This window comes from Pseudomonas sp. RT6P73 (assembly GCF_054897715.1).
Genome location: NZ_JBUBUV010000002.1, coordinates 705,795 through 731,701 on the forward strand (window position 1 = coordinate 705,795; position 25,907 = coordinate 731,701).

The following is a 25,907-nucleotide window of genomic DNA, read 5'->3' on the forward strand; positions in this document are numbered from 1 at the left end:
TTGAGTCAGAGAGATCCGGATGCTGTACTCGAGGCTCAGTTTAATGAGCTTTTGAGACAGCAATCATGAAAAAACCACCCTTGTTCGAGGGGAGGTCGGACCCGGTGTTTGATCTGTTGGCGCAGTCGCCCCACAAAGAGCGCCTTACGGATTATCTCGCCTTGCTCAAGCCGCTGGATGATCAGGGGCGTTACCTGCCATTCCACGAATTACGCTACCGCTGGGCGCCAGGAATGGACTCGAGTCTGTGCTGGGCGTTGGTGAAGAAAGCCCGGACCGCACAGTATTCAAGTCTCCTGCCATTGGGCGAGCCCGTTCAGTGGGGCAACTTCGTGCTGACCCCATTGGCGCAAAAAGCAATTTCGGCGGTAGACCGACAGGCCACGACAGCCGCGTTGGAATACATGACCAGCCGGATCGGTGAGCATGCGCATTTCAGCTATCTGCTCAACGACCTGATCGAAGACGAAGCCATCAGCAGCAGTCAGCTCGAAGGTGCGGCAACCACCACGCGAGTGGCCAAGGACATGCTCAAGCGCAAGCGTCTGCCGCGCACGCCGGATGAGCGAATGGTGGTGGGCAATTACAAGATGATGAATTTTGCCTGGGAACAGCGCTACGAACCTCTGAGCGTTCAGCTGATAACGGCGATGCACCGCGTCGGTGTCGAGGGGATTGACGATGCACAGTATTCGCCCGGGGAATTCAGGGCCAACGACGATGTGGTGGTGCAGGACGGGGAGGGGAACACCGTTCATACGCCGCCACCTGCCGTGGGTCTGGTTTCGCGATTGCGGACATTGTCGGAATGGATCAACCAGTCACACGACGATCCAGAGCGAGCGGACTATCTGCATCCGATGATCAAAGGCATCGCGCTGCATTTTGCCCTGGGTTATGAGCATCCTTTCCGTGATGGAAACGGGCGAGTCGCGCGGGCGCTGTTTTACTGGTTCATGTTCAAGAATGATTTCTCTGCATTTCGCTATATAGCGATCAGCATTTTGCTGCGTAATGCGCCGGTGAAATATGGGCAATCCTATTTGAATACCGAGGCTGATGATCTGGATCTGACCTATTTCATCGACTTTCAGTGTTCAGTGATTCTGCGAGCTGTCAGTGGTTTTACCGAGGCTTATCGGAAAAGTCTGGCGTATACGGAACGCTTTGATCGCTGGCTGACAGAGTCCGGATTTTTCGATCGGCTAACCGAGAAGCAGCGCGCCGTTTACCAAGTGGCCAAGAGTGGGATGGCCAAAGAGTTCACGGCAGTCAATGTGAAGGAGAACCTGGACTGCTCATACAACACCGCGTCAGCCACGTTGAACGGGCTGGTGGAGTTGAATGTGTTTGAGAAAAGAAAGATGGGGCGTGAATGGGTGTTCTTTCTGCGTGCTGCATCGGCGATCTGATCCTGTGGGAGCAGGCTCCCACAGGGTTTGATACTTAGAGCGTACCAAAGACCTTCTTCGCCAAACTCGTCGCCGCCGCCGCAGGGTTCTGGCGGATGGTTTCTTCCTGTTTGCCGATCATTTCGAACAAACCGTTCAGCGCCTGCTCGGTGACGTAGCTTTCGATGTTGGCGTTCTTGGCATCCAGCACACCCAGGGTCGCTGCCTGGCCCGCGAACGTGTTGTATTGCTTGGCCAGGCCGACCTGGTCGGTGGCTTGCTTGACGATCGGCAGGAACTTGGCGCGAATCTGTTCGCGGCTGGTTTTGCTCAGGTACTGGGTGGCCGAGTCGTTGCCGCCGCTTAGAATCCCTTTGGCGTCCTCGACGCTCATCTTCTTCACGGCGTCCACCAGGATTGGCTGGGCCTGGGTCACAGCGGTTTCAGCTGCTTTGTTCATGCTGGTTTCCAGCTGAGTGACCTGATCACCCATGCCGAACTGTTTCATTTTGCTGGCGACTTTGCCCAGTTTGCCCGGCAGTTCGATTTTCACGTCCGGGTTGTTGCTGAAACCGCCCGGCGTGCCGAGTTGTTTGACGGCCAGTTGCGCGCCTTGGGTCAGGGCATCCTTGAGGCCGCCGGTGGCGTCTTTTTGCGACAGGTCATTGAGCGACAGCGCCATCGCGCTGGCGGAGATCATCAAGCCTGCGCAGAGGCCGGCGAAGCGGAGGGTAGGGCGGAACATGGCTGCTTCCTTGTAAGAAAGAGGAGTTTAGCGGACGGCGTCGACGCGGATTTTCAGTGGCTGCGGGTCGCTGCCATCAAGCTGTACGGCGTGGTGTTCGGTGGTGAGGAACATCAGTTTGCCGTCGACTTCAATACGCGCGCTGACCGAATAACGATGGCCGGGTTTGACCTGGGCCGGATCGTAACTCAGATGAAACGGCAGCGGCACCTGGCCTTTGACCGGGCCTTTCTGTTCGTCGAGGATAATGGCGGGCGCGTCGGCGAGGGACACGTCCTGCAGGCTGACGCTCAAGGTGGCGCTCGGCGGCAGGGCGATGCGTTGCAGGTAGAAGACTTCGCCATCGAGGCTGGTTTTCGCGGCAGGTTGTAGCGATTGGCAGGCTGCGAGTAGGGCGGTGAGCCCAAGAAGCGATAGTTTTTTCATGAGGTAAATCCCTGTCATTGGCGCCCGAAGAAGACCGGCGCCAATGACAATTTAACGGATTTTTTCAGGCGAAGGCTTAGATGTTGCCTTCGGGCGCTTCACGAACGCTGCGAACCACAACGTCTTCCGGGCGCAGATGGTCGACACCCAATTCCACGGCGTGAAGCTTGATTGTCTTGTAGATCATCTGCTCGGTAGTTTCGATGCGTGCTCGGATCGCATAGCGGTGGCCGGGCAGAACATCCGCCATCTTGTAGGTCAGGGTAAAGTCCAACGCTTTGGTTTCTGCATCAGAAATAACTTGCTTGGCAAGTTCCTTGGTTGAGCCATCAGCTGCAGAGATGTCTAGCAGGTTGACGTAGAGGGTGGAGTTCTGTGGCAGAAAAATCTTATGCAGATAGTGCACCATACCGCTGATGCTCTTTTCGTATTCGTTGCTCATTTTGATTTCCTTATCAAATTAATCGTCGAAAATGACGAGCTGTCAGCATATCGCCAAGAGCAGCGAACTCTATGTAGGGTGTTTCTTTACTTGGTGAACGAATAGGCAGCGAGATAGATAATGTGCGGCCAAGTAAACGTGTTGAGCTTTTTTTAAATCGTGCTGAAAGGCTTTAATACAACGGATCGCGGGTATACCGCGATTGAATTCCGGTATTCGTTTTCGGTGGCAGTCAGGGTGTAGAGTTTGCCGGGAACAACAGTGTCTGGATCGTATTCCAGGTAAAACGCCTCCGCCTGTTTTTCACTGATATGTATCTGAGTGACTAGGGCTTGGGTGTCGTCGTGTTCATGGGCGGCAACGGTGACAGCATGGTCGGGTTCGACTGATCGAGGCGCTTGCGCCTGAATGTAGAGACGGCCGATCGGGCTCAGATGCAAGGTCTGTCGGTGCGGTGCACGGTGGACAATCACAAAGTAGTCCAGGTCAATCAACAGCGGAGCGCCGTTATGGGTCATGTTGATCGTCACAAGGTATTTGACGCTGACATCGGAATAGTTGTGCGCAAATGAAAAGTTCCAGTGGCCACTGCGCAGTATCGGTTCACGGGATTGCGCTACGTTGACAGGAGGAGAAGTGTTGGTCGTTTGAACGTTTATATAGGTTTCGCCATCACGTGGAGGCAGAAAGTCTTCAGGCAAACTGAAAGTGAGAGTGACGTATGGGTTGGTGTCTTCCAATGGGTTCATTGCGATATCCGTATCTGGATTTAATGGAGCTCTATTAATCCATAACTGACCGATTATAAGAACATCCTTGTTCTTATAGTCATTGTCAGAAAGTTACGGGCTACTTCAACTAAGCCTGATCCGCCGCATCTTCACTTCGGTGCAACGCCACCTGACGAATCGACAAACGAATCTCCGCCGGCAACACCCGCTTGGCCGCACCTTCCGCCAGTTCACCCAGCAGTTCGTGGTAACTCAGCTTGCCGGCCTCGTCGCGCTTGAGCACGTCGAGATCCAACATGGTTTGAATGAAATGGCGGAACAGGCTCTTGTCGAAGAACTCCGGGGCGTTCAGCCCGTGCAGGATCGACAGGCGCTGGGCCATGACGGTGCACAGGTCTTCCAGTTCTTCGGCGCTGATGCTGTTCTGGCCGCTGTTGAGCAGCAGGGACACGGTCATGTAGAAGCGTTGCAGGGTTTGGGCGATGCTCTTCGACAACAAGGTCAGCAACACGAAATGCCGCGAGCTTGGCGCCGGGCGCAGGTAGACGTCGTTCTCGAAACGCAACAACCCTTGCTCGACAAACGCTTCGAGCCATTGATCGATCACGCCATCCAGCTCGTCCAGCGTCCAGCGAATGAACAATTCCGATTGCAGGTACGGATACAGCGCCCGGGCGTAGCGCAGGATCTGTTCGCGGCTCATGCGCGACGCACTCTGGAAGAAACTCGCGAGCAGCGCCGGCAGGGCGAAGATGTGCAGCACGTTGTTGCGGTAGTAGGTCATGAGGACGGCGTTCTGCTCGTCCAGATACAGAATCTTGCCCAGGGCATCGCTCTGTTCGGACAGCAGGTCCATGTCCTTCACATGTTCGATCAGCGCCCGGCCGTCACCTTCCGGCAGCGTGGTGTGCGGCGAGTACGGCACTTTGCGCAACAGCGCCAGATACAAATCCAGCACCCGTGCCATGGCGCGATCGTCCAGGGCCAAGCGGGTGGTGGACAGCAGCGCCAAGGCCACCAGGTTGACCGGGTTGATCGCCGCTGCTTCGTTCAAGTGCTGCGCGACTTTCTCGCCGAGACGGTTGGTGGTTTCGTTGAGCCAGGCCGGTTTGAACTGCGGGCCGAGCTCCTGTTTACGCCAGTCGGGCTGTTCGCTGTCGAGGAACTCCGCGAGTTTGATCGGCTCGCCGAAGTTCACCGCCACCTGGCCAAAACGCTGTTTGAGCGCGCCGATGACTTTGAAAATGTCGAAGATCGATTCTTTCTTCTTGCTCGCGCCGCGCAGTTCGCCGAGGTAAGTCCGGCCTTCCAGTACACGCTCATAACCGATGTACACCGGAATGAACACGATGGGCATGCGCGACGAACGCAGGAAGCTGCGCAGGGTAATCGCCAGCATCCCGGTTTTCGGTTGCAGCATGCGCCCGGTGCGCGAGCGGCCGCCCTCGACGAAGTACTCGACCGGGAAACCTTTGGTGAACAGGGTGTGCAGGTATTCGTTGAACACCGAGGTGTACAGCGGGTTGCCCTTGAAGGTACGACGCATGAAGAACGCGCCGCCGCGACGCAGCAGGCCGCCGATGCCCGGCATGTTGAGGTTGATCCCGGCGGCGATGTGCGGCGGGGTCAGACCGTTGCGAAACAGCAGATATGAGAGCAACAGGTAGTCGATGTGGCTGCGGTGGCACGGCACATAGATCACTTCGTAACCCGGGGCGACGTTCTGCACACCTTCGATGTTGTTGACCTTGATGCCGTCGTAGATCTTGTTCCAGAACCAGCTCAGCACCACTTCCATAAAGCGGATCGCGGTGTAGGTGTAGTCCGAGGCGATCTCGTTGCCGTAGCGCAGGGCCTGGGCCTTGGCTTTCTCCGGGGAGATGTTTTCCCGTTCGGCTTCATCGTGGATCGCTTGCTTGACCAGCGGCTGATTGAGCAGGCCTTTGACCAGGTTGCGACGGTGGGAAATGTCCGGGCCGATCACTGCGGCCTTGAGGTTGCGGAAGTGCACCCGCAGGATCCGCTGGGCCATGCGCACGGTGCGCTCGTGGCCTTTGTTGTGGTCGATCAGCTCGCGCAAATGAATCGGCGCCGAGAACTGCACGCGGGTCTTGCGCCCCAGTACGATGATGCTCAGCAATCGACGCAGACGACCGGTCACCGCCCAGCTGTCGGCGAAGAGCAATTTCCACGGGCTCGATTCGCTGTCGGGCGACTGGCCCCAGAACACGCTGACCGGAATGATCTGCGCGTCTTCGGCGGCGTTCTGGCTCAGGGCACTGACCAGACGGGTCAGGGTCGGCGGCGCACCGCGTTTGTCCTGACGACCGAGCCAGTCGGGCTCCGGCGTCAGGTAGAAAAATGCGGCCGGTTCCACCAGGTTACCCACCGACACGGGCAGCACCGGACGGGGCAGGCCGGCCTTGCTGCATTCGGTGTCGACCACGGCAAGGTCGGTCAGCGAAGGGTTTTGCAGGACGTAGAACACCGGGCGACTGCGGTCGAGGTTGAGGGTAAACGACGACTGGTTGATCGTCTCCGAGCGAACCCAGAGATAGAGCAGTCGGCGCAGGGTGCCAAACACAAGACGGCGGAACGGGGAACGGGTCATACGGCTTCTGCGTGAGTGGATAAAACCGAGCGTTTGCTCGGGCGGCCGATAGTGTGCCGTATTCACTGAAAATCGGCAAAAAAGCACACAAGTAAACTCCAGTTGAGAGTTTTAGCGCCTGACATATACTCGGCAAGCCCGCACTGGCCAGACAGTGGCACCTCTCAGTGCAAGCAATGTTCCGAGGCTTTCCTGCGAAAAGCCCGATCAATAATAAGAAAGGAGTATGAACAGATGGCAACGCGCGAAACCGGCAATGTGAAGTGGTTCAACGACGCCAAGGGTTATGGCTTTATTCAGCGTGACGACGGGGTGGACGTGTTCGTGCACTACCGCGCGATCCGCGGTGAGGGGCATCGCTCGCTGGCTGAAGGTCAGCAGGTTGAATACGCCGTGGTGACGGGCGAGAAGGGGTTGCAGGCTGAGGATGTGGTGGGTCTGTAAACCCACCCTCCAGATCACTCAAATCCCAGTAGGAGCGAGGCTTGCCCGCGAAGCTTTTAGCGTCAGTGATGACGCCTTCGCGGGCAAGCCTCGCTCCTACAGGGTTGCGGTGTGGCGGGTTAAGCAGTTTTCCAGGTGATTTCTTCTTCACCATCCGCGCTGATGCGCATCCAGCGATCCGCGGTCTCTTCACCTTCTTCTTCAACCCAGGTGCCCGGTGCGCAACGCACCTCGACATTCAGCGCGGCAAAGGCTGCGCGGGCGCAGGCGATGTCGTCTTCCCACGGGGTTTGATCACTTTCCAGGTACAGGCTGTTCCATTTGCCGACTGCTTTTGGCAGCCAGGTCACTGGCACGTCGCCGGCCTTGCACTTGAAGGTCTGGCCCTTCTGAACCCAGTCGCTGCACGGGCCGATAGCGGCGCCGAGCCAGGCCGCGATGGCCTTGTAGTCGACGTCGGCGTCTTTCAGGTAAATCTCGATATCGGGTTGGCGCATGGATGTCCTCACTGCGGGTCTGAAAAATCCATTCGCGGATTTAGCCGGTGTCGAGCCATTGCTCGAAACCAAAAATTATTGAAGTACGAAATAATCGTAGCGCATCGACACGGTGACCTCGAACGGCTCGGCCTGTTCGATCACTGCCGTGCGGCGTTCAGCACTGGCGCGCCAGCCGTGAGGGGTCATTGCCAGCAGGTTCGCCCGGTCCTGACCCTTTGAAAGCGTCAGTTTGAACTCCAGGGTTTCGCTGTGTTGCAGCGCCATGCCTTCCGGCACCAGGGCCAGGTGCTTGTCGTCGGTGTATTCACGGACTTCGTCGTACAGCCGCTCGCGCAATTCCATCAGATGGCCGCTGGTCGGCCCGACTTTCATCAACCCGCCACCGGGGCTGAGCAGGCGCTTGGCTTCCTCCCAATCCAGCGGACTGAAGACGCTGGCGAGAAACTGGCAGCTACCGGAGGCCAACGGCACCCGCGCCATGCTGGCGATCAACCAGGTCAGCTGCGGGTTGCGTTTGCAGGCGCGTTTGACCGCTTCCCGAGAGATGTCCAGCGCGTAACCGTCAGCGTTCGGCAAGGCCTCGGCGATTTGCGCAGTGTAGTAACCCTCGCCACAACCGATGTCCAGCCAGCGCTGGGGCGCGTATTTCGCGGCCAGTTCAGCCAGGCGCTTGGCCACCAGCGCGTAATGGCCGGCGTTCAAGAAGTCGCGACGGGCCTCGACCATGGCGAGGTTATCCCCAGGGTCGCGGCTGTTTTTGTGCTGCACCGGCAGCAGGTTCAGGTAACCCTGCCGCGCACGGTCGAAACGATGCCCGGCGGGGCAGGCCACACCGTTGTCCACCGCGTTCAGCGGTTCGCTGCAGATCGGGCAAGCGAGCATCAGGCGAGCAACTTGATCAGGGTCTGGTAGTAGATTTCGGTCAGCACGTCGAGGTCGGCAGCGAGTACACGCTCGTTGACCTGGTGGATCGTTGCGTTGACCGGGCCCAGTTCGACCACTTGAGTGCCCATGGTCGCGATGAAGCGCCCGTCGGAAGTGCCACCGCTGGTGGACGCCTTGGTTTCACGGCCGGTGATGTCCTTGATGCTCGACGCCACGGCATCCAGCAATGCACCCGGCTCGGTCAGGAACGGCAGACCGGACAGCGCCCAGTCGATGTGCCAGTCCAGGCCATGTTTGTCGAGGATGTCGGCGACGCGCTTTTGCAGGCCTTCGACGGTGGACTCGGTGGAGAAACGGAAGTTGAACACCGCCACCAGGTCGCCCGGAATGACGTTGGTCGCGCCGGTGCCGGAATTGACATTGGAAATCTGGAAACTGGTCGGCGGGAAGAAATCGTTGCCGTGGTCCCAATGCTCGGCGGCCAGTTCGGCCAGGGCTGGCGCGGCGAGGTGGATCGGGTTCTTCGCCAAATGCGGATACGCCACGTGACCCTGCACGCCGCGAACGGTCAGCTTGGCACCGAGAGAACCGCGACGGCCGTTCTTGACCACGTCACCCACCAGCGTGGTGCTCGACGGTTCACCGACGATGCACCAGTCCAGGCGCTCTTTGCGTGCGACGAGGCGTTCGATCACCGCCTTGGTGCCGTGGTGCGCCGGGCCTTCTTCGTCGCTGGTGATCAGGAAAGCGACCTTGCCCTTGTGATCCGGGTAGTCGGCGACAAAGCGCTCGGCGGCCACGGTCATGGAGGCGAGGCTGCCTTTCATGTCTGCCGCACCACGGCCGCAGAGCATGCCGTGTTCGTCGATCAGCGCGTTGAACGGGTCGATCTGCCAGGCGGTCACCGGGCCGGTCGGCACCACGTCGGTGTGACCGGCGAAGCACAGCACCGGGCCGTCGTGTTTGCCGTGGGTCGCCCAGAAGTTATCCACATCTTCGATGCGCATCGGCTCCAGGGTGAAACCGGCATCGCCCAGGCGCTGCATCATCTGCTTCTGGCAATCGGCGTCGACCGGCGTCACGGACGGACGGCGGATCAGGTCGATGGCGAGTTGAAGGGTCGGCGAAAGGTCGGCGTGGGCCGTCATGGAAAACTCCGGAAATCTTGAATATGGGCGCGGACTAAGTGTGGGAGCCAGCCTGCTGGCGATGGCGGTGTGTCAGTCAACATAAACGTTGATTGTTACATTGCCATCGCCAGCAGGCTGGCTCCCACAGGGATGGATATCACGCCAAGCCCTGCAAAATGGCGGTTATCTTAAAGCAAAACGGCGGCCATTGGCCGCCGTTTAGTGCATCTGCGCAGATTTAGACTGCCGGTGCCGTTTTGGCCTCAGGTGCCGGTTTCGGCAGCGAAGACAGGAACGCCATGATCAGCGCCGCCAAGTACGGCAGCGACTGCACTAGCAACATGGCCACCCAGAAGCGCATGTCGTTGCTCGGCATGCCGTTCACCAGGTAAATCCCCAGCGCCGCGCCCCACAACAGCAGCATGATGAACACTTCTTCGCGCGCCTCCGAAATCGCCACCCAGAAGCCGTGGTTATCGGCGTTCTTTGGTGTGCGGAAAAACGGAATGCTGCTGGTGAAGAAGCCGTACAGCACCGCTTTGGCGATGGTGTGCGACAACGCCAGCCCGGCCAGTGCCGCGCAGAACGCATCTTTCAGGTTGACCCCGACCGCGCGACGGTAGAGGAAGATGATCTTGCCAACCTTGAACACGAACAGCGCCAGTGGCGGGATCGCGAAAATCAGCAACGGCGGATCGACCCGCTGCGGCACGATGATCATCGCCGCCGACCACAACAGCGCGCCAACGGTGAAGAAGATGTTCATGCCGTCCGCCACCCACGGCAACCAGCCCGCGAGGAAGTGGTAACGCTGGCCGCGGGTCAGCTCGGTGCCCTTGCCGCGCAAAAGGCTGGTGGTGTGACGCTTGATGATCTGAATCGCACCATAGGCCCAGCGGAACCGCTGTTTCTTGAAGTCGATAAAGGTATCGGGCATCAGGCCTTTGCCGTAGCTCGTGTGGTAATACGCCGCCGACAGACCTTTTTCGAACACGCGCAGGCCCAACTCGGCGTCTTCACAGATGCACCAGTCGGCCCAGCCCAGTTCCTCGAGCACCGAACGCCGGGTCATGGTCATGGTGCCGTGCTGGATGATCGCGTCACGGTCGTTGCGGGTGACCATGCCGATGTGGAAGAAGCCTTTGTATTCCGCGTAGCAAAGCTTCTTGAAGGTGCTTTCGTTCTGATCGCGGTAATCCTGCGGCGACTGCACCACAGCGATTTTCGGGTCGGCGAAGTGCGGCACCATGTGCTTGAGCCAATTCGGGTCGACGCAGTAGTCCGAGTCGATCACCGCAATCACTTCGGCATCCTTGGCGGTGTGCGGAATCAGGTAATTCAGCGCGCCACCCTTGAAACCGGCCAACGGTGCGACGTGGAAGAACTTGAAGCGCGGGCCGAGGGTTTCGCAGTAATCGCGCACCGGTTCCCAGACCGCCGGGTCCTTGGTGTTGTTGTCGATGATCAGGACTTCGAAGTCCGGATAGTCGAGGTTGGCCAAGGCGTTGAGGGTCTGTTTGACCATCTCCGGCGGCTCGTTGTAGCAAGGGACGTGAATCGACACTTTTGGTCGGTAGTCCGAATCGCCCACTACCGGCAGGAATTCGCGCCGACGTTTGTGGGTCCAGACCGCTTCGGCCAGTTCATGCGCCTCGGTCAGCAGCACGATAAAGACCCCGAGTGCGCCGAGGGCGAGGAGGCCCCCGACCGTCAGGCTGAACCAGGTGCTGTATTGCAGGCTGTAGTCGTAACCGATCCACACCAGTACCGACCCACAGAGGAAGGCGATAAAGGTCAGGAAGGTACGACCGCGTTGACGCAGGGCGGAGCCATCGATCATCAACAGGGTCAGGGACAGCAGGGCCAGGACCACGGAACCGACCGCCAGCACGCGCCATTGCGGGATCGCAACGACCGGGCCGTCGAAGTTGAATTTCTGCTGGCGCGCGGCGTTGAAAACACCCCAGTAAGCGCCCACCGAACCTTCGTCGCTGGCCTTCCACGGTTGGTCAAACGCTTCGATCACGAAGTAGTTGAAACCCTGGCGGTTGAGCTTGTTGACCAGCGTGCGCAGGTAAATCGCCTGGTCTGCCGGTGATGCATCGGCGCCACCGCGCATGCGGCCGTTGCTCGGCCAGCCGACTTCCGATAGCAACAGCGGCTTTTTCGGGAACATCTTTTTCAGATCACGGGCACGGTCGAGTACGAACTGCCCGGATTGCTCCATCGGCACATGTTCCCAGTACGGCAGGACGTGGGCGGCGATCAGGTCGACGTGCTTGGCCAGGCTCGGGTTTTCTTCCCAGACGTGCCATTGCTCGGACGTGGTCACCGGCACTTTCACCGCCGCGCGGACGCGATCCAGAATAATGCTGAGTTCCGCGGCGGTAATTTCCTTACGGAAGATCGCCTCGTTGCCTACCACCACGCGAACCACGCTGCGGGAGGTGTTGGCGAGTTCGATGGCGCGCAGGATCTCACGCTCGTTGCGTTCCTCGTCCGGACTGATCCAGATACCGAGAGTGACCCGCAGACCGAATTCTTCCGCCAGTTTGGGAATGTCTCCCAGGGAACCGTCGACCGAGTAAGTACGGATGTTGTCCGTCAGCTTGCTCATGATCTCCAGGTCGCGACGCATTTCATCGTCGGTCGGGTATTGCTCTTTTTGTGGGTACTGACCCTGCTGGAACGGCGAGTACGAAAAGCCGGAGATCTGTTCAGGCCAGTTGGGAGCGGTAACCGGGCGATTGATCAGCGCCCAGAAGCCGGTAAACAAGGCTGCGATGGCAAGCACCACGACCAGGTTGAGTCCAAATTTACGCGATGACATAGTTATTTCAGGTTCCAAAGGCTGTGGAACGAAGGACCGGTCGGCGTGTGCCAAGGGGCGCGCATCCTACACCGGGCATTCCTTGAGCGTATAGCTGACAGGGAAATGCCCTACGTTTGGCAATCCCGTTTCGCATAAGTTCTTTCACTTGTCGCCGTAACTTAGATCTTGTTGTCGTACTAGCCCTATAATGCGCGCCGGTTTTTGGGGTAATGGTCATGAGTACAGAAGATCCGCGGTTTGCAGGTATCGCCCGTTTGTATGGCGTAGACGGCCTGGAGCGCCTGCGCGCAGCCCACGTGGCGATCGTCGGCGTCGGTGGCGTCGGTTCCTGGGCGGCGGAAGCCATCGCCCGTTGTGGCGTGGGCGAGATTTCGCTGTTCGACCTCGATGACGTCTGCGTCAGCAACGCTAACCGTCAGTTGCACGCGCTGGACAGCACCGTCGGCAAACCCAAGGTCGAGGTGATGGCCGAGCGTTTACGCGGGATCAACCCGGACTGCACGGTGCACGCGGTGGCGGATTTCGTGACGCGCGAGACCATGGCCGAGTACATCACGCCGAACATCGACTGCGTGATCGATTGCATCGACAGCGTGAATGCTAAGGCGGCGCTGATTGCCTGGTGCAAACGTCGCAAGATCCAGATCATCACCACCGGCGGGGCGGGCGGGCAGATCGACCCGACGCTGATTCAGGTCTGCGACTTGAACCGGACCTTCAATGACCCGTTGGCTTCGAAAGTGCGCTCGACCCTGCGCCGCGATTACGGCTTCTCGCGCACCGTGACCCGTCATTACAGCGTGCCGTGCGTGTTTTCGACCGAACAACTGCGCTACCCGAAGCCGGATGGCAGCATTTGCTTGCAGAAGAGTTTTGTCGGCGATGGCGTGAAGCTCGACTGCGCCGGCGGGTTTGGCGCGGTGATGATGGTGACGGCGACGTTCGGCATGGTCGCGGCGACCAAGGCTGTGGATAAGATTGTGGCGGGAGTGCGGCGGCCGGCGGATCGGGTAAAGCCTCAGGTTTAACTGTTGCAGCTGTGGGCCTCATCGCGGGCAAGCCCGCTCCCACAGGATTCGGCTCGTACACCAATCACAAGTACACCCCCGCCCCTGTGGGAGCGGGCTTGCCCGCGATGGCGGTTAGCCTGCCAACTCATTCATCCGCTGTAGCACGGCATTGAGGCCATTACTGCGCGAAGGCGACAACTGCCGACTCAGCCCCAGCTGATCAAACCACCCTGGCAAATCCACCTGCCGCAACTCATCCGCCGACAACCCGTTAACGCGCGCCAGCAGCAACGCCACCAACCCGCGAATCATCCGGGCATCGCTGCTCGCCGCAAACTGCCAGTGACCGTCATCCAGCGACCCCACCAACCACACCTGGCTTTCACAGCCATGCACGCGGTTGGCGTCGACTTTATCCCCGTCATCCAACGCAGGCAGGCGGTCGCCCCATTGCATCAGCAATCGTGCTCGCTGTTCCCAGCCTGCAGCATTCTGAAAGGTTTCGAGTGCGACAACGGCATCGGCCGGCAAGCTCATCGCAACAACTCCAGCGCCTGATCCAGCGCTTCAAAGAACCGCTCCAGGTCTTCGGAATCGTTGTACAGGGCCAACGACACCCGGATCGCCCCGGCCAGTTCAAAGCTTTTGAGCAGCGGCATGGCACAGTGATGTCCGGCGCGCACAGCGATGCCCTGTTCCGTCAGCAAATGCGCCAGATCCGAGTTATGCACACCCTCGACGACAAAACTGGCCAGCGCCAGTTGCGGCTTGCCCAACAGGCGAATGCCATTGCGCGCTTCAAGCCCTTTCAACAAATAGTCATGCAGCGCCGCTTCATGGGCAGACACGGCGTCCTGATCAAGCCCCGCGAGATAATCCAGCGTTGCCCCCAGACCGATCACACCGGCAATCGGCGGCGTACCCGCCTCGAATCCCAGTGGCGCGGGGCGAAAGCGTGAACTGTGGTAATCCGCATCCAGCACCATTTCACCGCCGAACTGCCAGTGGCGCAGTTGTTTCAGCGCTTCATGGCGACCGAACAGCACGCCCAAACCGTCGGGGCCATAGAGCTTGTGGCTGGAGAACACATAAAAGTCGCAACCCAGCGCCTGCACGTCATGTCGACCATGCACCACGCCTTGTGCGCCATCGACCACGGTCAACGCGTCGTGTGCCTTGGCTATCGCGAGCAAGGCGGGCAACGGCTGCCAGGCGCCGAGCACGTTCGACAACTGACTGACCGCCAGCAAACGGGTTTGCGGACCGATCAATTGCGTGGCGGCATCAAGGTCGATCAAACCGTCAGCGTCCAGCGGCAGGATCACCAGTTTCAAGTCGCGACGCAGGGCCAGTTGCTGCCATGGCAGCAGGTTGGCGTGATGCTCCAGGGCGCTGATGACAATCTCATCGCCCGGGGTGAATAAGTGATCCAGGCCATACGCCAGGAGATTCAGCGCGGAGGTCGCACCGTGGGTAAAGATTATCTGCCCGCAATCGCCAGTATTCAGCCATTGCGCGACTTTGCTGCGGCTGGCCTCGAACGCCTGGGTGGCATGGGCGCCGGGCAAGTGTTGCGCCCGATGCACGTTGGCCGCGCCATTGGCGTAGTAATGCGCCAAAGCGTCCAGCAGGGCTTGAGGTTTTTGCGTGGTGGCGGCGTTGTCCAGATAGGTCTGGTCTTGCCGTTGCAAAGCGGCTATGGCCGGAAAATCGGCGCGCCAGGGAGAGGGAATCATCATGCTATCGGGCCCTGGTCAACATGGGCGGGTGTACGCCTGATCTGATGGTCGGGTCTACGCCGGACCTTGTAGGAGCGAAGCGAAGCTTTTGGCGGCCTCAAGGGCCCCTTCGCGGGCAAGCCTCGCTCCTACAGGTCAGAGGATCGTTCGACGCGCTGCTTAGTTGTGAGCGTGCAGCGCTTCGTTCAGTTCGATCGCCGATTTGTGGGTTTTGCATTCCACGGCACCGGTTTCCGAATTACGACGGAACAGCAGGTCAGGCTGACCAGCCAGTTCACGGGCCTTCACGACTTTAACCAGCTGATTTTTCTCGTCCAGCAGCGCCACTTTGGTACCCGCGGTCACGTACAGGCCCGACTCAACGGTGTTGCGGTCGCCCAACGGGATGCCGATACCGGCGTTCGCGCCGATCAGGCAGCCTTCGCCGACCTTGATCACGATGTTGCCGCCACCCGACAAAGTGCCCATGGTCGAGCAACCGCCGCCCAGGTCCGAACCCTTGCCGACGAAGACGCCAGCCGACACACGACCTTCGATCATGCCCGGGCCTTCGGTGCCGGCGTTGAAGTTGACGAAACCTTCGTGCATCACGGTGGTGCCTTCGCCAACGTAGGCGCCCAGACGAATACGCGCCGCGTCAGCGATACGCACGCCGGCCGGAACCACGTAGTCGGTCATTTTCGGGAACTTGTCTACCGAGAACACTTCCAGCAGCTCGCCGCGCAGACGGGCTTCCAGTTGATGCTCGGCCAGTTCGGCCAAGTCGATTGCACCTTGGCTGGTCCAGGCCACGTTCGGCAGCAGCGGGAACACGCCCGCCAGGTTCAGGCCATGCGGCTTGACCAGGCGGTGAGACAGCAAATGCAGCTTGAGGTAAGCCTCAGGCGTGGAGGTCAGTTGAGCGTCTTCGGCCAGAATGGTCGCGACCAGCGGCTTGTGGCTCTCGGCCAGACGGGTCAGCAAGGCAGCCTGTGCCGCGTCGACGCCTTTCAGCGCTTCAGCCAGTTGCGAGGCCTGTGCGGTGCTGAATGCGATGGCCTGATTGCCTTCGGTGTACCCCAGAACCGGCGCGATGGCCGCGACCACTTCGGCCGAAGGGTTAAGCAGTGGCTGTGCGTAAAACACTTCCAGCCATGCGCCTTGACGGTTTTGAGTGCCGACACCAAAGGCCAGGCTGAACAGAGTAGTGGACATGTTGATACCTCTAACAAAATGGAACGGGCTGCCTTACTTGAGCGCTGCCGCGTAGATATCTGGCTTGAAGCCAATCAGGGTTCGGTCACCGAGATCGAGCACCGGGCGCTTGATCATCGAGGGTTGTGCGAGCATCAGTTCGATGGCTTTCGCTTGGTCGAGATCGGCTTTGCGTTCGTCGTCGAGCTTGCGAAAGGTCGTGCCTGCACGGTTCAACACCACTTGCCAGCCGTGCTCGTCGCACCATTGGGTCAGGTGTTCACGGTCGATTCCGACCGTCTTGTAATCATGGAAGTCATAGCTGACAGCGTGTTCATCGAGCCAGGTGCGCGCCTTTTTCATGGTGTCGCAGGCTTTGATGCCGAAAAGGTGCAACGTTTTGCTTGAAACGGTCAAGGAATTGCCCCCTTTGCAGGTGCTGGAAATTAAAGGTGACGGATTATGCCATGACCGGAGGGTTTCGCGTCGGCTGCGGTTGTCATGCCACCGCAAAACCTGTGGGGTATCAGGCTATGCGTGGGTGCGTGCGACATGGGTACAACGGTCAACCTGCAGTCTAAGCGGCGAATATGGCATTTCGATGCTGTCGATTTGTGGATATCGCTGCTGATCGACTGCGGCGGCGATTACGCTTGAGAGCGCTGCGGGCGCAGCGCCTGGAGTTGTATAGCCTCAGTCGTCATCACCAGATTGGTGATGACTTATTGCAAGAGGTATGGGGTGAGCCATATTTGAGTGAGACCAATCCTGGATCGGTCAAAACAGGCCTCCAGGGCCAATAGTGACGTTACTTCGGATAGGCTTTGCGCATGGCTCGCCTGTCCGGCTTGCTGATTTTGGAGTTGGTAGCCACCTCCCAGTCCTCAGTCGTCAGCTCGTTAGGAATCGGGTAGTGCATGATCGAATCCTTGTCATAGGGCCCCCATACATGATCGCTGCCTTGAATGGGCGTCAGGACATTGAAGTCCGTCTCCGCATCGGTCCATCCGTAATTGGTCGTATAAAATTCGTAGACCTTCGGTTTGTCCCAAGGAATGTTTGCTTTGGGATGATGCTGCTCGTGCTGTAGACCGAGCGCGTGACCGAATTCATGCAATACGGTCCTTTCGAATGCTGGATGGTCGGTTCCGATGCTCAGATTCAGTGTAGGGACGTGTTGGTCGTACAACAGCGCATCGGTTCCCACTGCGGAGTCGTTGGTTGCGCTGGATGTCGAAATCCTGATCTCGCTTTCACCGCCATCAACAAACTCGAAATGCAAGTTGACCGAGGGTTGCCATTGCTTGATCAACGCTTCGATAGCTAGCTGTTTCGTTTGGGTTGGAGAATCCAGGAACGCGATTCTTAACGTCCTGCCGTTACCCCAGAACTTGCTCCAGGTACCAATGGCGCGTTTGGTACGTCGACCCGCAGAAGAGGGTTGGGCGTTGTTGGGGTTTTCCAGGATTGCTGCGTCGTAAGAGGAGAGTTCATCAATGGGACGGATTGTTTTACATGGAGTAATAGAGTGCATGATTAACTTGTTTGAAATTCGCTTGTTGATATTTTGTCCGTTGCGTAAGAGCAGGGGCACTGTTTTCGATTGCTATAAAGAATAAACTGCGTTCAGTGAAATTCGGCAATTCACTCATTGCCGGGATACGGATAAGCCTTCGCCATGAAGGCCTTGTCTTTTTCGCTGAGATCAAAATTGAGAGAGATCCGGAAGTCGCCTTCGGTCCAGGATTGGCGGATTTCGTAGTGCATGATCGACTTTCGGTCGTACTCTGAGTAAATGCTTGCGTCGGGGTCTGCGCGATCCAGGTACCATTGATGCAGTCGTTCTCGTAGCAATTTGGCATCGTAACTGTCGCCTGCAGGGTAATCGGTTAATCTATGTTCTGCATAAAAGGCTGGCGTGTTCCAAGGGATGTTTGCTGTCGGGTTGGTCTGCTCATGTTCTGCCCCCAGCAGATGGCCGAATTCATGCATTACGGTGGCTGCAAAATAACGTGCATGAATAGGCGAGTGTGGCCAGAGCCTCATAGTCGGCTCATCTGTAGATAATAGTGCGTCTGTGCCGATGTTAGACGAGAACTCTCCTTCTTGGCTAAGTATGCGAATGTCGCCTTCTTTGCCTTCGACGAAGTCAAATTTTAAATTGATGTGCGGCAGCCAATGGCTGGCGGCAGCGATGGTCGCGGCCTTGAACTCTTCGGTGCCATTGAGGAAGGCGATGCGTAGAGTGCGGCCGGGAGTCCAGAGTTTGGAAGGATTATTTTTGGCCCACATTATTCTGCAACTCCTGGGAAAACCTGAGTGGGAGTGTGCGCTGTAGTTGTAAAGTGGCAGTGGGGTTCGGGCGCAGTTATAGCAAGAGTTGCTGTAAAATACATGATGTAACCTCCTTGTTTTATTAGTGGGTGCGCAGGTTTGTTCTGCGGAAGTAGAATCTAGTGAACGTATTGGGTTTGGTAAAGTGGAAGGCGTGTGAGGTGTGTTACTTGTTGTTAAGGCTGCCAAGTACGCCACTCGGCAAGCAGTATAGCTTTATAAGAACTTTGGTGTCTTATAAGGGAGGGGGGTTGTATTGGAACAGGGTCTGATATTAAAAGTTGCCGTGCCATATTGAATGGCACGGCTTCATGATTTACTGCTTGCGGGTAATAAACGCGCGAATCCGCTCGGCCGCCTCTACACACTCAGCCAGCGGCGCAACCAGCGCCATGCGCACGCGGCCTGCGCCAGGATTAAACCCGTCAACTTCACGGGACAAATAAGAGCCCGGCACCACCGTCACGTGTTCTTCAACAAACAGATCTCGACAGAAAGCCTCGTCGTCGCCTTCAACATTCGGCCACAAGTAGAAGCCGCCATCCGGACGTTGCACGTCCATTACCGGGCCGAGGATTTCCAGCACCGCGTCATATTTCTCGCGGTACAGCGCACGGTTGGCGCGTACATGCACTTCGTCATTCCACGCGGCAACGCTGGCCAGTTGGGTCTGAACCGGCATCGCGCAGCCATGGTAGGTGCGATAGAGCAGGAAGCCCTTGAGAATGTCGGCATCGCCTGCGACAAAACCCGAACGCAAGCCCGGCAGGTTGGAGCGCTTGGACAGGCTGTGGAACACCACGCAACGCTTGAAATCCTTGCGATCCAGTTCGACGCAGGCGCTGAGCAGGCCGGCGGGCGGGGTGTGTTCGTCGAAATACAGTTCGCTGTAGCACTCGTCCGCAGCAATGACGAAGTCGTATTCGTCAGCGAGGGCGATCAGTTTCTTCAGGGTGTCGACCGGAATCAGTGCACCGGTCGGGTTACCTGGCGAGCACAGGAACAGGATCTGGCAGCGTTTCCAGATGTCCGGCGAAACTGCGTCGAAATCCGGGTTGAAGCCGTTTTCGTCCAGGCATGGCAGGTAGTGCGGCTTGGCCCCGGCGAGGAACGCCGCGCCTTCGTAGATCTGATAAAACGGGTTCGGGCTGACGACCAACGCATCATCGCCACGGTTGACCACGGTCTGGGTGAAAGCAAACAGCGCTTCGCGGGTGCCGTTGACCGGCAGCACGTTGCGCGCCGGGTCGAGCCAGCCGGTCGGGACGCTGAAACGGCGTTCGCACCATGCTCCGATGGCTTCACGCAGGGCCGGAATGCCGAGGGTGGTCGGATAAACGGCCATCTGATCCAGATTGCTTGCCAGGGCTTCGGCGACGAAGCTTGGCGAACGATGCTTCGGCTCGCCGATGGACAGGGCGATGGCGCGCTTGTCCGGGTTTGGCGTGACGCTGCCGAGCAGGGCGCGGAGCTTCTCGAACGGGTAGGGCTGCAACTGGTTCAGAGCGTTGTTCATCGGTCGATCTCGTTCAATGTGGAGGGCTGCACTCTGTAGGAGCCGGCTTGCTGGCGATAGCATCACCTCGGTGTGTCAGGTGCACTAGAGTGATGCCATCGCCAGCAAGCCGGCTCCTACAAAGAGCTGATCTCCTCAGGGGGAAATTTGTTGGGTCAAATACTGAGTCGGGACAATTTGATATCGGGTTCGTTACTGACGGTCAGCTGTTCAACGATCGCATCCTGCAGGCGGGTGCACAGCAGCGGGTCGGACAGCGGCTGGTTGTTCGCGTCGGTGATAAAGAACACGTCTTCCACGCGTTCGCCGAGGGTCGCAATCTTGGCGTTCTGCAGCGACAGGTCGAACTCGAGAAAGATCGTGCCGATTCGCGCCAGCAGCCCGGGGCGATCCGGCGCGCTGAGTTCCAACACCGTCACCGGTCGCTGCGCGTCGTTGTGGATCGTCACCTGTGGTGCAAACGCGAAATGCTTGAGCTGACGCGGCACGCGGCGCTGGATGATAGTCGGGTAGTCATCCGGGTTGTGCAGGGCTTCAGACAGGCCGTCGCGGATCTGTTTGACCCGTGCCGGGTTATCGCCGATCGAGTCGCCGTCAGTGTCGAGCACGATGTAGGTGTCGAGGGTGAACTGACTGCTGGAGGTGATGACCCGGGCGTCGTGAATGTTCAGGTTGAGCTGGTCCATCGCGGCCACGGTCACGGCGAAGAAGTCATGCTGGTCAGGTGCGTAGATGAAGATCTGCGTGCCGCCCTCGAACTCGCGCTGGGTGGTTTCCTTGATCAACACCAGCGGCCCGCCATCGGCCGGTTGCTGGAGGATCGCGTCACTGTGCCAGGCGACGTCGCCGGCGGTGTGACGCAGGAAATAGTCATCACCCAATTGCGACCACAGCTGTTCAACGTCGTCCGGATCGGTACCGCCGCGCACCAGAATGTCCAGGGCAGCGCTCTGGGTCTGACGGATCTGCATTTCGCGGTCCACCGGGTTTTCCAGGCCGCGGCGCAAGGCGCGCTTGGTCTCGGTGTACAGCTGGCGCAAGAGGCTGGCGCGCCATGAATTCCACAGGGTCGGGTTGGTGGCGTTGATGTCGGCAACGGTCAGCACATACAGATAATCGAGACGGGTTTCGTCGGCGACGGCTTGTGCGAAATCGTGGATCACCTGCGGGTCGGACAAGTCCTTGCGCTGGGCGGTGGTCGACATCACCAGGTGGTTCTGCACCAGCCAGACGATCAGGCGGCTGTCCCACACCGGGAGTTGGTGGCGCTGGCAAAAGGCTTCGGCATCCACCGCACCGATTTCCGAGTGGTCGCCGTGCCGGCCCTTGCCGATGTCGTGGTACAGGCCGGCCAGGTAAATCAGCTCGGGTTTGGGCAGTTTGCCCATGAGCTTGCTGGCCAGCGGGAATTTTTCCGACACCTGGGTGTACTGCAACTTACGCAGGTGTTTGATGAGATTCAGGGTGTGAGCGTCGACGGTATAGATGTGAAACAGGTCGTGCTGCATCTGCCCGACAATGAAGCCGAATTCCGGCAGATAACGGCCGAGGATGCCGTAACGGTTCATCCGGCGCAGGTTGCGGTGGATACCGATCTTGCACTTGAACAGCTCGATGAACAGGCTGGTGTTGCGAATGTCATTGCGGAAATCGTCGTCGATCAGGTGACGATGCTCACGCAGCAAACGAATGGTATCGGCACGCACGCCTTTGATTTCCGGCTGCTGGGCCATCAGCACGAAGATCTCGAGCATGGCGAACGGCGTACGACGGAACACGTTGTCGTTGCGCGCCTCGATGTAACCGTCGTGCAACTGGAACCGCGAATTGATCGCCTGCGGCGGCGCTTCGTCTTCCGGGGCGAGGATGACTTCCTCGAAGTGCTGGATGATCAGGTCGCTGAGCTGGGCAATGCTCATGACCACCCGGTAATACTGCTGCATGAAGTTTTCGATGGTGTGTTTGGCGTCATCACCTTCGAAACCCAACAGCCCGGCAATCGAGCGCTGGTGGTCGAACAGCAAGCGGTCTTCGGAGCGACCGGCGAGCATGTGCAGCGCGTACCGGACCTTCCACAAAAACTCCTGGGACGAGGCCAGCAGGGCGTTTTCGCTTTCGACCAGGAAACCTTCGCCGGCCAGGGCCCGCAGGTTCAGGGTGCCGTATTCGCGACGGGCCACCCACAGAATCGTCTGAATGTCCCGCAGGCCGCCGGGCGAGCCTTTGACGTTGGGTTCCAGGTTGTATTCGGTGTCGTTGTATTTGTGGTGACGGGCCTTTTGCTCGGCGCGCTTGGCCAGGAAGAAATCCTTGCTCGGCCACATGTGCGCGGTGCTGGTGACGTCGAGCATGCGCTGGCGCAAACGCTCGGGGCCGCAGATGGTGCGGCTTTCCATCAGGTTGGTGACCACCGTCAGATCGGCGCGGGCCTCAACGGCGCATTCGTCCACGGAGCGAACGCTCTGGCCGACTTCCAGGCCGATGTCCCACAGCAGCGTCAGAAAACGCTCGATGGAATCACGGAAAACTTCGTGATCGGCGCTGTCCAGCAGGATCAGCAAGTCGATGTCGGAATAAGGGTGCAACTCGCCGCGACCGTAGCCGCCGACCGCGACCAGCGCGATGTCGGCGTCTTCGCTCCAGTTAAATTGCTCCCAGGCCTTTTGCAGGATGTTATCGACGAACCAGGCGCGATCCTCGATCAACCGGCGAATGTCCCGGCCACTGCGAAAGCGCCCGTCGAGCACCTCGCGGGCCTGGCGGATCGCCTTCTTGAAGGCCGCGATCGGGCTTGCCTTCAGGGCCAGTTCAGCCTGGAACTGGCCGCGGTCGAAGAGTTCGGGATCCACCTGCGGCATCGATTGGCTTTCCTATCTATCTATAAGGCTGGGTGCTGCCTGGGTTCGGATCAGGCCGAAACGCGCGGGATGGTGTCATCGGCGCGCAAGGTGAAGATCTCGTAACCGGTCTCGGTCACCAACAGGGTGTGTTCCCACTGCGCCGACAGCTTGCGGTCCTTGGTGATCGCGGTCCAGCCGTCGCCCAATACCTTGGTGTCGGCCTTGCCCTGGTTGATCATCGGCTCAATGGTGAAAGTCATGCCCGCTTTCAGTTCCATGCCGGTACCGGCGCGGCCGTAGTGCAGGATTTGCGGCTCTTCGTGGAACACCTTGCCGATGCCGTGGCCGCAGAACTCGCGAACCACCGAGAAACCGTTCTTTTCAGCGTGTTTCTGGATGATTTCACCGATGTCGCCCAGGCGGCAGCCGGGTCTGACGATTTCGATGGCCTTGTACATGCATTCCTGGGTGATTTGCGACAAGCGCTCGGCCCAGACCGGCACGGTGCCGACGTGGAACATGCGGCTGGTGTCGCCGTGGAAACCGTCCTTGATGACGGTGACATCAATGTTCAGCGTGTCGCCATCCTTCAGCGGCTTCTCGTTCGGGATGCCGTGGCAGACCACGTGGTTGATCGAGGTGCAGATCGACTTCGGGTAGCCTTTATAGTTGAGCGGGGCAGGGATGGCTTTCTGCTCGTTGACGATGTAGTCGTGACAGATGCGGTCCAGTTCTTCGGTGGTGATGCCCGGCTTGACATGTTCGGCAATCATTTCCAGCACATCGGCGGCCAGTTTGCCGGCGACACGCATCTTGGCGATGTCCTCGGGGGTTTTGAGGGTGACGGTCATACAGGCTCTCTCTGCGCTCGATGGCGCTTGCTAAAACGAAATGGGCATTGCGCGATCGGTCTTCGCGGCCCTGAAAAACGCGATTCTAACAGACGATCAGCGCAAATCTGAGCCTCTGTGCATCGCTTCTCTCTATAGATTGGCGCATTCTTGGGAGATTCCAAGGGCGCGGTCGAAGTCGTGCGTCAGGAATTGAGAATCCGGGTTCCGTTTTTTGCAGCCCTGTGATATAAAATGCGCCGCTTTCCGGGGATACCCCGAAAGGCTTAAATCCACACACGTGTCGACACGATGACCTGGGTGCCTTCAGCTGATGCTGCTGGTTGGTCATTGGGATACGTGGAGGCCAAACCCGACTTATTAAGGAACTATCATGTCCCAAGTCAACATGCGCGATATGCTGAAGGCCGGTGTGCACTTCGGTCACCAGACCCGTTACTGGAACCCGAAAATGGGTAAGTACATTTTCGGCGCGCGTAACAAGATCCACATTATCAACCTTGAAAAAACCCTGCCAATGTTCAACGAAGCTCTGACTTTCGTAGAGCGTCTGGCCCAGGGCAAAAACAAGATTCTGTTCGTCGGCACCAAGCGTTCCGCTGGCAAGATCGTTGCTGAAGAAGCAGCACGTTGCGGTTCGCCGTACGTCGATCACCGCTGGTTGGGCGGCATGCTGACCAACTTCAAAACCATCCGTGCTTCCATCAAGCGTCTGCGTGACCTTGAAGTGCAAGCCGAAGACGGTACTTTCGCCAAGCTGACCAAGAAAGAAGCGCTGATGCGCACTCGCGATCTTGAGAAGCTCGATCGTTCCCTGGGTGGTATCAAGGACATGGGCGGTCTGCCAGACGCTCTGTTCGTTATCGACGTTGATCACGAGCGCATCGCGATCACCGAAGCCAACAAGCTGGGCATCCCGGTTATCGGCGTAGTCGATACCAACAGCAGCCCGGAAGGCGTTGACTACATCATCCCAGGCAACGATGACGCAATCCGCGCTATCCAGTTGTACATGGGTTCGATGGCTGACGCAGTAATCCGCGGTCGCAACCACGTTGCTGGCGGCACCGAGCAGTTCGTTGAAGAAGCTCCGGCGGCTGCAGCTGAGTAATTGACGCCCTGGCGTTGACTCAGTAAGCAAAAAGGGGGCTTGGCCCCCTTTTTGCCACCTCGAAAACCGTTTGTGAGCGGCGCAGCTACAGCCTCTGTAACGTGCAGCTGCTAACAAGTGGGTTCGGGAAGAATTGATCGCCCGTTCGATCGGGTGGAATGGTTGAAAACCTATCCAAGAGGAATTTTGAAATGGCAGAGATTACTGCAGCGTTGGTTAAAGAACTGCGCGAGCGTACCGGCGAAGGCATGATGGACTGCAAAAAGGCCTTGACCAAGGCTGGCGGCGACATCGAAAAAGCCATTGATGACATGCGTGCTTCGGGCGCCATCAAGGCTGCCAAGAAAGCAGGCAACGTAGCTGCTGAAGGCGCTATCGCTCTGAAAGAAGACGGTAAAACTGCCGTTCTGCTGGAAGTGAACTCGCAGACCGACTTCCTGGCTCTGCAGGACGACTTCAAGGCATTCGTAGCTTCCAGCGTTGAAAAAGCGTTCGCTGACAAGCTGACTGACGTTGCTCCGCTGATCGCCGCTCAAGAAGCTGATCGCCTGGTTCTGGTCGGCAAGGTTGGCGAAAACGTCAACATCCGTCGCCTGGCTCGGGTTGAAGGTGATGTTGTTGGTGGTTACCTGCACGGTAACAAGATCGGTGTTGCGGTTGTTCTTAAGGGCGGCACTGTTGAGCTGGCCAAAGACATCGCTATGCACGTAGCGGCCACCAACCCTGAATTCCTGCTGCCATCGGAAGTTTCCGCTGAAGCGGTCGAGCGCGAGAAAGGCGTGTTCCTGACCCTCAACGCTGACAAGATCGCCGGCAAGCCGGAAAACATCGTTGAAAACATGGTCAAAGGCCGTATCAGCAAGTTCCTGGCAGAAGCGAGCCTGGTTGAGCAGGCGTTCGTCAAGAACCCTGAAATCAAGGTCGGCGACCTGGCCAAGAAAGCCGGTGCAGAAATCGTTTCTTTCACCTACTTCAAAGTAGGCGAAGGCATCGAGAAGCCGGTCGACAACTTCGCTGAAGAAGTTGCTGCCCAGCTGGCTGCCGCCAAGCAATAAGACGGTTTTTTAACTGTCGCCCTGAAGAGGCTGCCCGCTTACGCGCGCAGCCTCTTTTCAGATGGGGCACCAATTTTTAATTGGTTTCCCTTTGGAACTGGCTTACAAAGCCATGTTCCGATGGCGCTGAAGCAGCGCCA

23 protein-coding genes are annotated in these 25,907 nt (G+C 58.4%); 5 read left to right on the forward strand and 18 right to left on the reverse strand.

The features are described from left to right. The first annotated feature begins 65 nt into the window (after nucleotides 1-65). On the forward strand, nucleotides 66-1,412 hold the full coding sequence (locus tag ACYZT6_RS03505; RefSeq protein ID WP_462025739.1) for a Fic family protein: 1,347 nt from the start codon (nucleotides 66-68) through the stop codon (nucleotides 1,410-1,412). A 34-nt stretch (nucleotides 1,413-1,446) separates the two neighbouring features. Here ACYZT6_RS03505 and ACYZT6_RS03510 read toward each other — a convergent pair whose 3' ends face one another. The 5 genes from ACYZT6_RS03510 to plsB all read right to left on the reverse strand — a co-directional run bounded on the left by ACYZT6_RS03510 (nucleotide 1,447) and on the right by plsB (nucleotide 6,346). Continuing rightward, nucleotides 1,447-2,136, reverse strand: a complete 690-nt coding sequence (locus ACYZT6_RS03510) for a DUF4197 domain-containing protein (protein ID WP_462025740.1) — start codon at nucleotides 2,134-2,136, stop codon at nucleotides 1,447-1,449. 27 nt (nucleotides 2,137-2,163) lie between these two features. Beyond that, entirely contained in the window at nucleotides 2,164-2,562 is a 399-nt protein-coding gene (locus ACYZT6_RS03515) for a YbaY family lipoprotein (RefSeq protein WP_462025741.1), read from the reverse strand. A gap of 76 nt (nucleotides 2,563-2,638) precedes the next feature. Beyond that, nucleotides 2,639-3,004: a YbaY family lipoprotein gene (locus ACYZT6_RS03520; RefSeq protein WP_462025742.1), complete on the reverse strand. Its 366-nt coding sequence runs from the start codon at nucleotides 3,002-3,004 to the stop codon at nucleotides 2,639-2,641. Nucleotides 3,005-3,156: 152 nt separating this feature from the next. Further along, a complete protein-coding gene (locus ACYZT6_RS03525; RefSeq protein ID WP_462025743.1) occupies nucleotides 3,157-3,753 on the reverse strand; it encodes a hypothetical protein in 597 nt (198 codons plus the stop codon). Between the two features lie 109 nt (nucleotides 3,754-3,862). Then, a complete protein-coding gene (gene plsB, locus ACYZT6_RS03530; RefSeq protein ID WP_462025744.1) occupies nucleotides 3,863-6,346 on the reverse strand; it encodes a glycerol-3-phosphate 1-O-acyltransferase PlsB in 2,484 nt (827 codons plus the stop codon). A 234-nt stretch (nucleotides 6,347-6,580) separates the two neighbouring features. Here plsB and ACYZT6_RS03535 point away from each other — a divergent pair, with 234 nt between their 5' ends. After that, nucleotides 6,581-6,790 carry a cold-shock protein gene (locus tag ACYZT6_RS03535; RefSeq protein ID WP_042557861.1) on the forward strand — a complete coding sequence of 70 codons (210 nt, stop codon included), beginning with the start codon at nucleotides 6,581-6,583 and terminating at the stop codon, nucleotides 6,788-6,790. A gap of 119 nt (nucleotides 6,791-6,909) precedes the next feature. Here the strand turns inward: ACYZT6_RS03535 and ACYZT6_RS03540 are convergent, their stop codons facing one another. The 4 genes from ACYZT6_RS03540 to ACYZT6_RS03555 all read right to left on the reverse strand — a co-directional run bounded on the left by ACYZT6_RS03540 (nucleotide 6,910) and on the right by ACYZT6_RS03555 (nucleotide 12,135). Further along, on the reverse strand, nucleotides 6,910-7,287 hold the full coding sequence (locus tag ACYZT6_RS03540) for a hypothetical protein (RefSeq protein WP_462025745.1): 378 nt from the start codon (nucleotides 7,285-7,287) through the stop codon (nucleotides 6,910-6,912). A 75-nt stretch (nucleotides 7,288-7,362) separates the two neighbouring features. Further along, nucleotides 7,363-8,172, reverse strand: a complete 810-nt coding sequence (locus ACYZT6_RS03545) for a putative RNA methyltransferase (RefSeq protein WP_462025746.1) — start codon at nucleotides 8,170-8,172, stop codon at nucleotides 7,363-7,365. Then, nucleotides 8,172-9,323, reverse strand: coding sequence for a succinyl-diaminopimelate desuccinylase (dapE, locus tag ACYZT6_RS03550; protein WP_462025747.1), 1,152 nt, complete (start codon nucleotides 9,321-9,323; stop codon nucleotides 8,172-8,174). Before dapE ends, ACYZT6_RS03545 begins: the two co-directional genes overlap by 1 nt. Nucleotides 9,324-9,543: 220 nt before the next feature. Continuing rightward, nucleotides 9,544-12,135, reverse strand: a complete 2,592-nt coding sequence (locus ACYZT6_RS03555) for a glycosyltransferase (RefSeq protein WP_462025748.1) — start codon at nucleotides 12,133-12,135, stop codon at nucleotides 9,544-9,546. 218 nt (nucleotides 12,136-12,353) lie between these two features. Between ACYZT6_RS03555 and tcdA the strand changes: the two genes are divergently transcribed. Further along, nucleotides 12,354-13,166 (forward strand): tRNA cyclic N6-threonylcarbamoyladenosine(37) synthase TcdA, encoded by an 813-nt coding sequence (tcdA, locus tag ACYZT6_RS03560; RefSeq protein ID WP_462025749.1) that lies wholly within the window; start codon nucleotides 12,354-12,356, stop codon nucleotides 13,164-13,166. 114 nt (nucleotides 13,167-13,280) lie between these two features. On the opposite strand, the gene ACYZT6_RS03565 is transcribed toward tcdA, so the two are convergent. From ACYZT6_RS03565 to map, 9 genes are all read right to left on the reverse strand, one after another. After that, entirely contained in the window at nucleotides 13,281-13,685 is a 405-nt protein-coding gene (locus tag ACYZT6_RS03565; protein ID WP_462025750.1) for a SufE family protein, read from the reverse strand. Beyond that, nucleotides 13,682-14,887, reverse strand: coding sequence for an aminotransferase class V-fold PLP-dependent enzyme (locus tag ACYZT6_RS03570; RefSeq protein WP_462025751.1), 1,206 nt, complete (start codon nucleotides 14,885-14,887; stop codon nucleotides 13,682-13,684). The genes ACYZT6_RS03565 and ACYZT6_RS03570 overlap by 4 nt, the downstream gene beginning before the upstream one ends. 159 nt (nucleotides 14,888-15,046) lie before the next feature. Continuing rightward, on the reverse strand, nucleotides 15,047-16,081 hold the full coding sequence (gene dapD, locus ACYZT6_RS03575; protein WP_462025752.1) for a 2,3,4,5-tetrahydropyridine-2,6-dicarboxylate N-succinyltransferase: 1,035 nt from the start codon (nucleotides 16,079-16,081) through the stop codon (nucleotides 15,047-15,049). 33 nt (nucleotides 16,082-16,114) lie between these two features. Next, the gene (locus ACYZT6_RS03580; RefSeq protein ID WP_462025753.1) at nucleotides 16,115-16,477 is read right to left on the reverse strand and encodes an ArsC family reductase; all 363 of its coding nucleotides are present in this window, start codon (nucleotides 16,475-16,477) and stop codon (nucleotides 16,115-16,117) included. Nucleotides 16,478-16,868: 391 nt separating this feature from the next. Further along, nucleotides 16,869-17,594: a M12 family metallopeptidase gene (locus ACYZT6_RS03585; protein WP_462025754.1), complete on the reverse strand. Its 726-nt coding sequence runs from the start codon at nucleotides 17,592-17,594 to the stop codon at nucleotides 16,869-16,871. 110 nt (nucleotides 17,595-17,704) lie between these two features. Continuing rightward, a complete protein-coding gene (locus ACYZT6_RS03590; protein ID WP_462025755.1) occupies nucleotides 17,705-18,352 on the reverse strand; it encodes a zinc metalloprotease in 648 nt (215 codons plus the stop codon). A 358-nt stretch (nucleotides 18,353-18,710) separates the two neighbouring features. Beyond that, complete coding sequence (gene dapC, locus ACYZT6_RS03595) at nucleotides 18,711-19,910, reverse strand: succinyldiaminopimelate transaminase (protein WP_462025756.1); 1,200 nt, start codon at nucleotides 19,908-19,910, stop codon at nucleotides 18,711-18,713. A gap of 155 nt (nucleotides 19,911-20,065) precedes the next feature. After that, nucleotides 20,066-22,768, reverse strand: a complete 2,703-nt coding sequence (locus tag ACYZT6_RS03600; RefSeq protein WP_462025757.1) for a [protein-PII] uridylyltransferase — start codon at nucleotides 22,766-22,768, stop codon at nucleotides 20,066-20,068. 50 nt (nucleotides 22,769-22,818) lie between these two features. Further along, nucleotides 22,819-23,601, reverse strand: a complete 783-nt coding sequence (gene map, locus ACYZT6_RS03605) for a type I methionyl aminopeptidase (protein WP_462025758.1) — start codon at nucleotides 23,599-23,601, stop codon at nucleotides 22,819-22,821. Between the two features lie 373 nt (nucleotides 23,602-23,974). On the opposite strand from map, the gene rpsB reads away from it, so the two are divergent. After that, nucleotides 23,975-24,712 carry a 30S ribosomal protein S2 gene (rpsB, locus tag ACYZT6_RS03610; RefSeq protein ID WP_007907989.1) on the forward strand — a complete coding sequence of 246 codons (738 nt, stop codon included), beginning with the start codon at nucleotides 23,975-23,977 and terminating at the stop codon, nucleotides 24,710-24,712. Nucleotides 24,713-24,903: 191 nt separating this feature from the next. Next, a complete protein-coding gene (tsf, locus tag ACYZT6_RS03615; protein ID WP_461957435.1) occupies nucleotides 24,904-25,767 on the forward strand; it encodes a translation elongation factor Ts in 864 nt (287 codons plus the stop codon). Nucleotides 25,768-25,907: the final 140 nt, after the last annotated feature.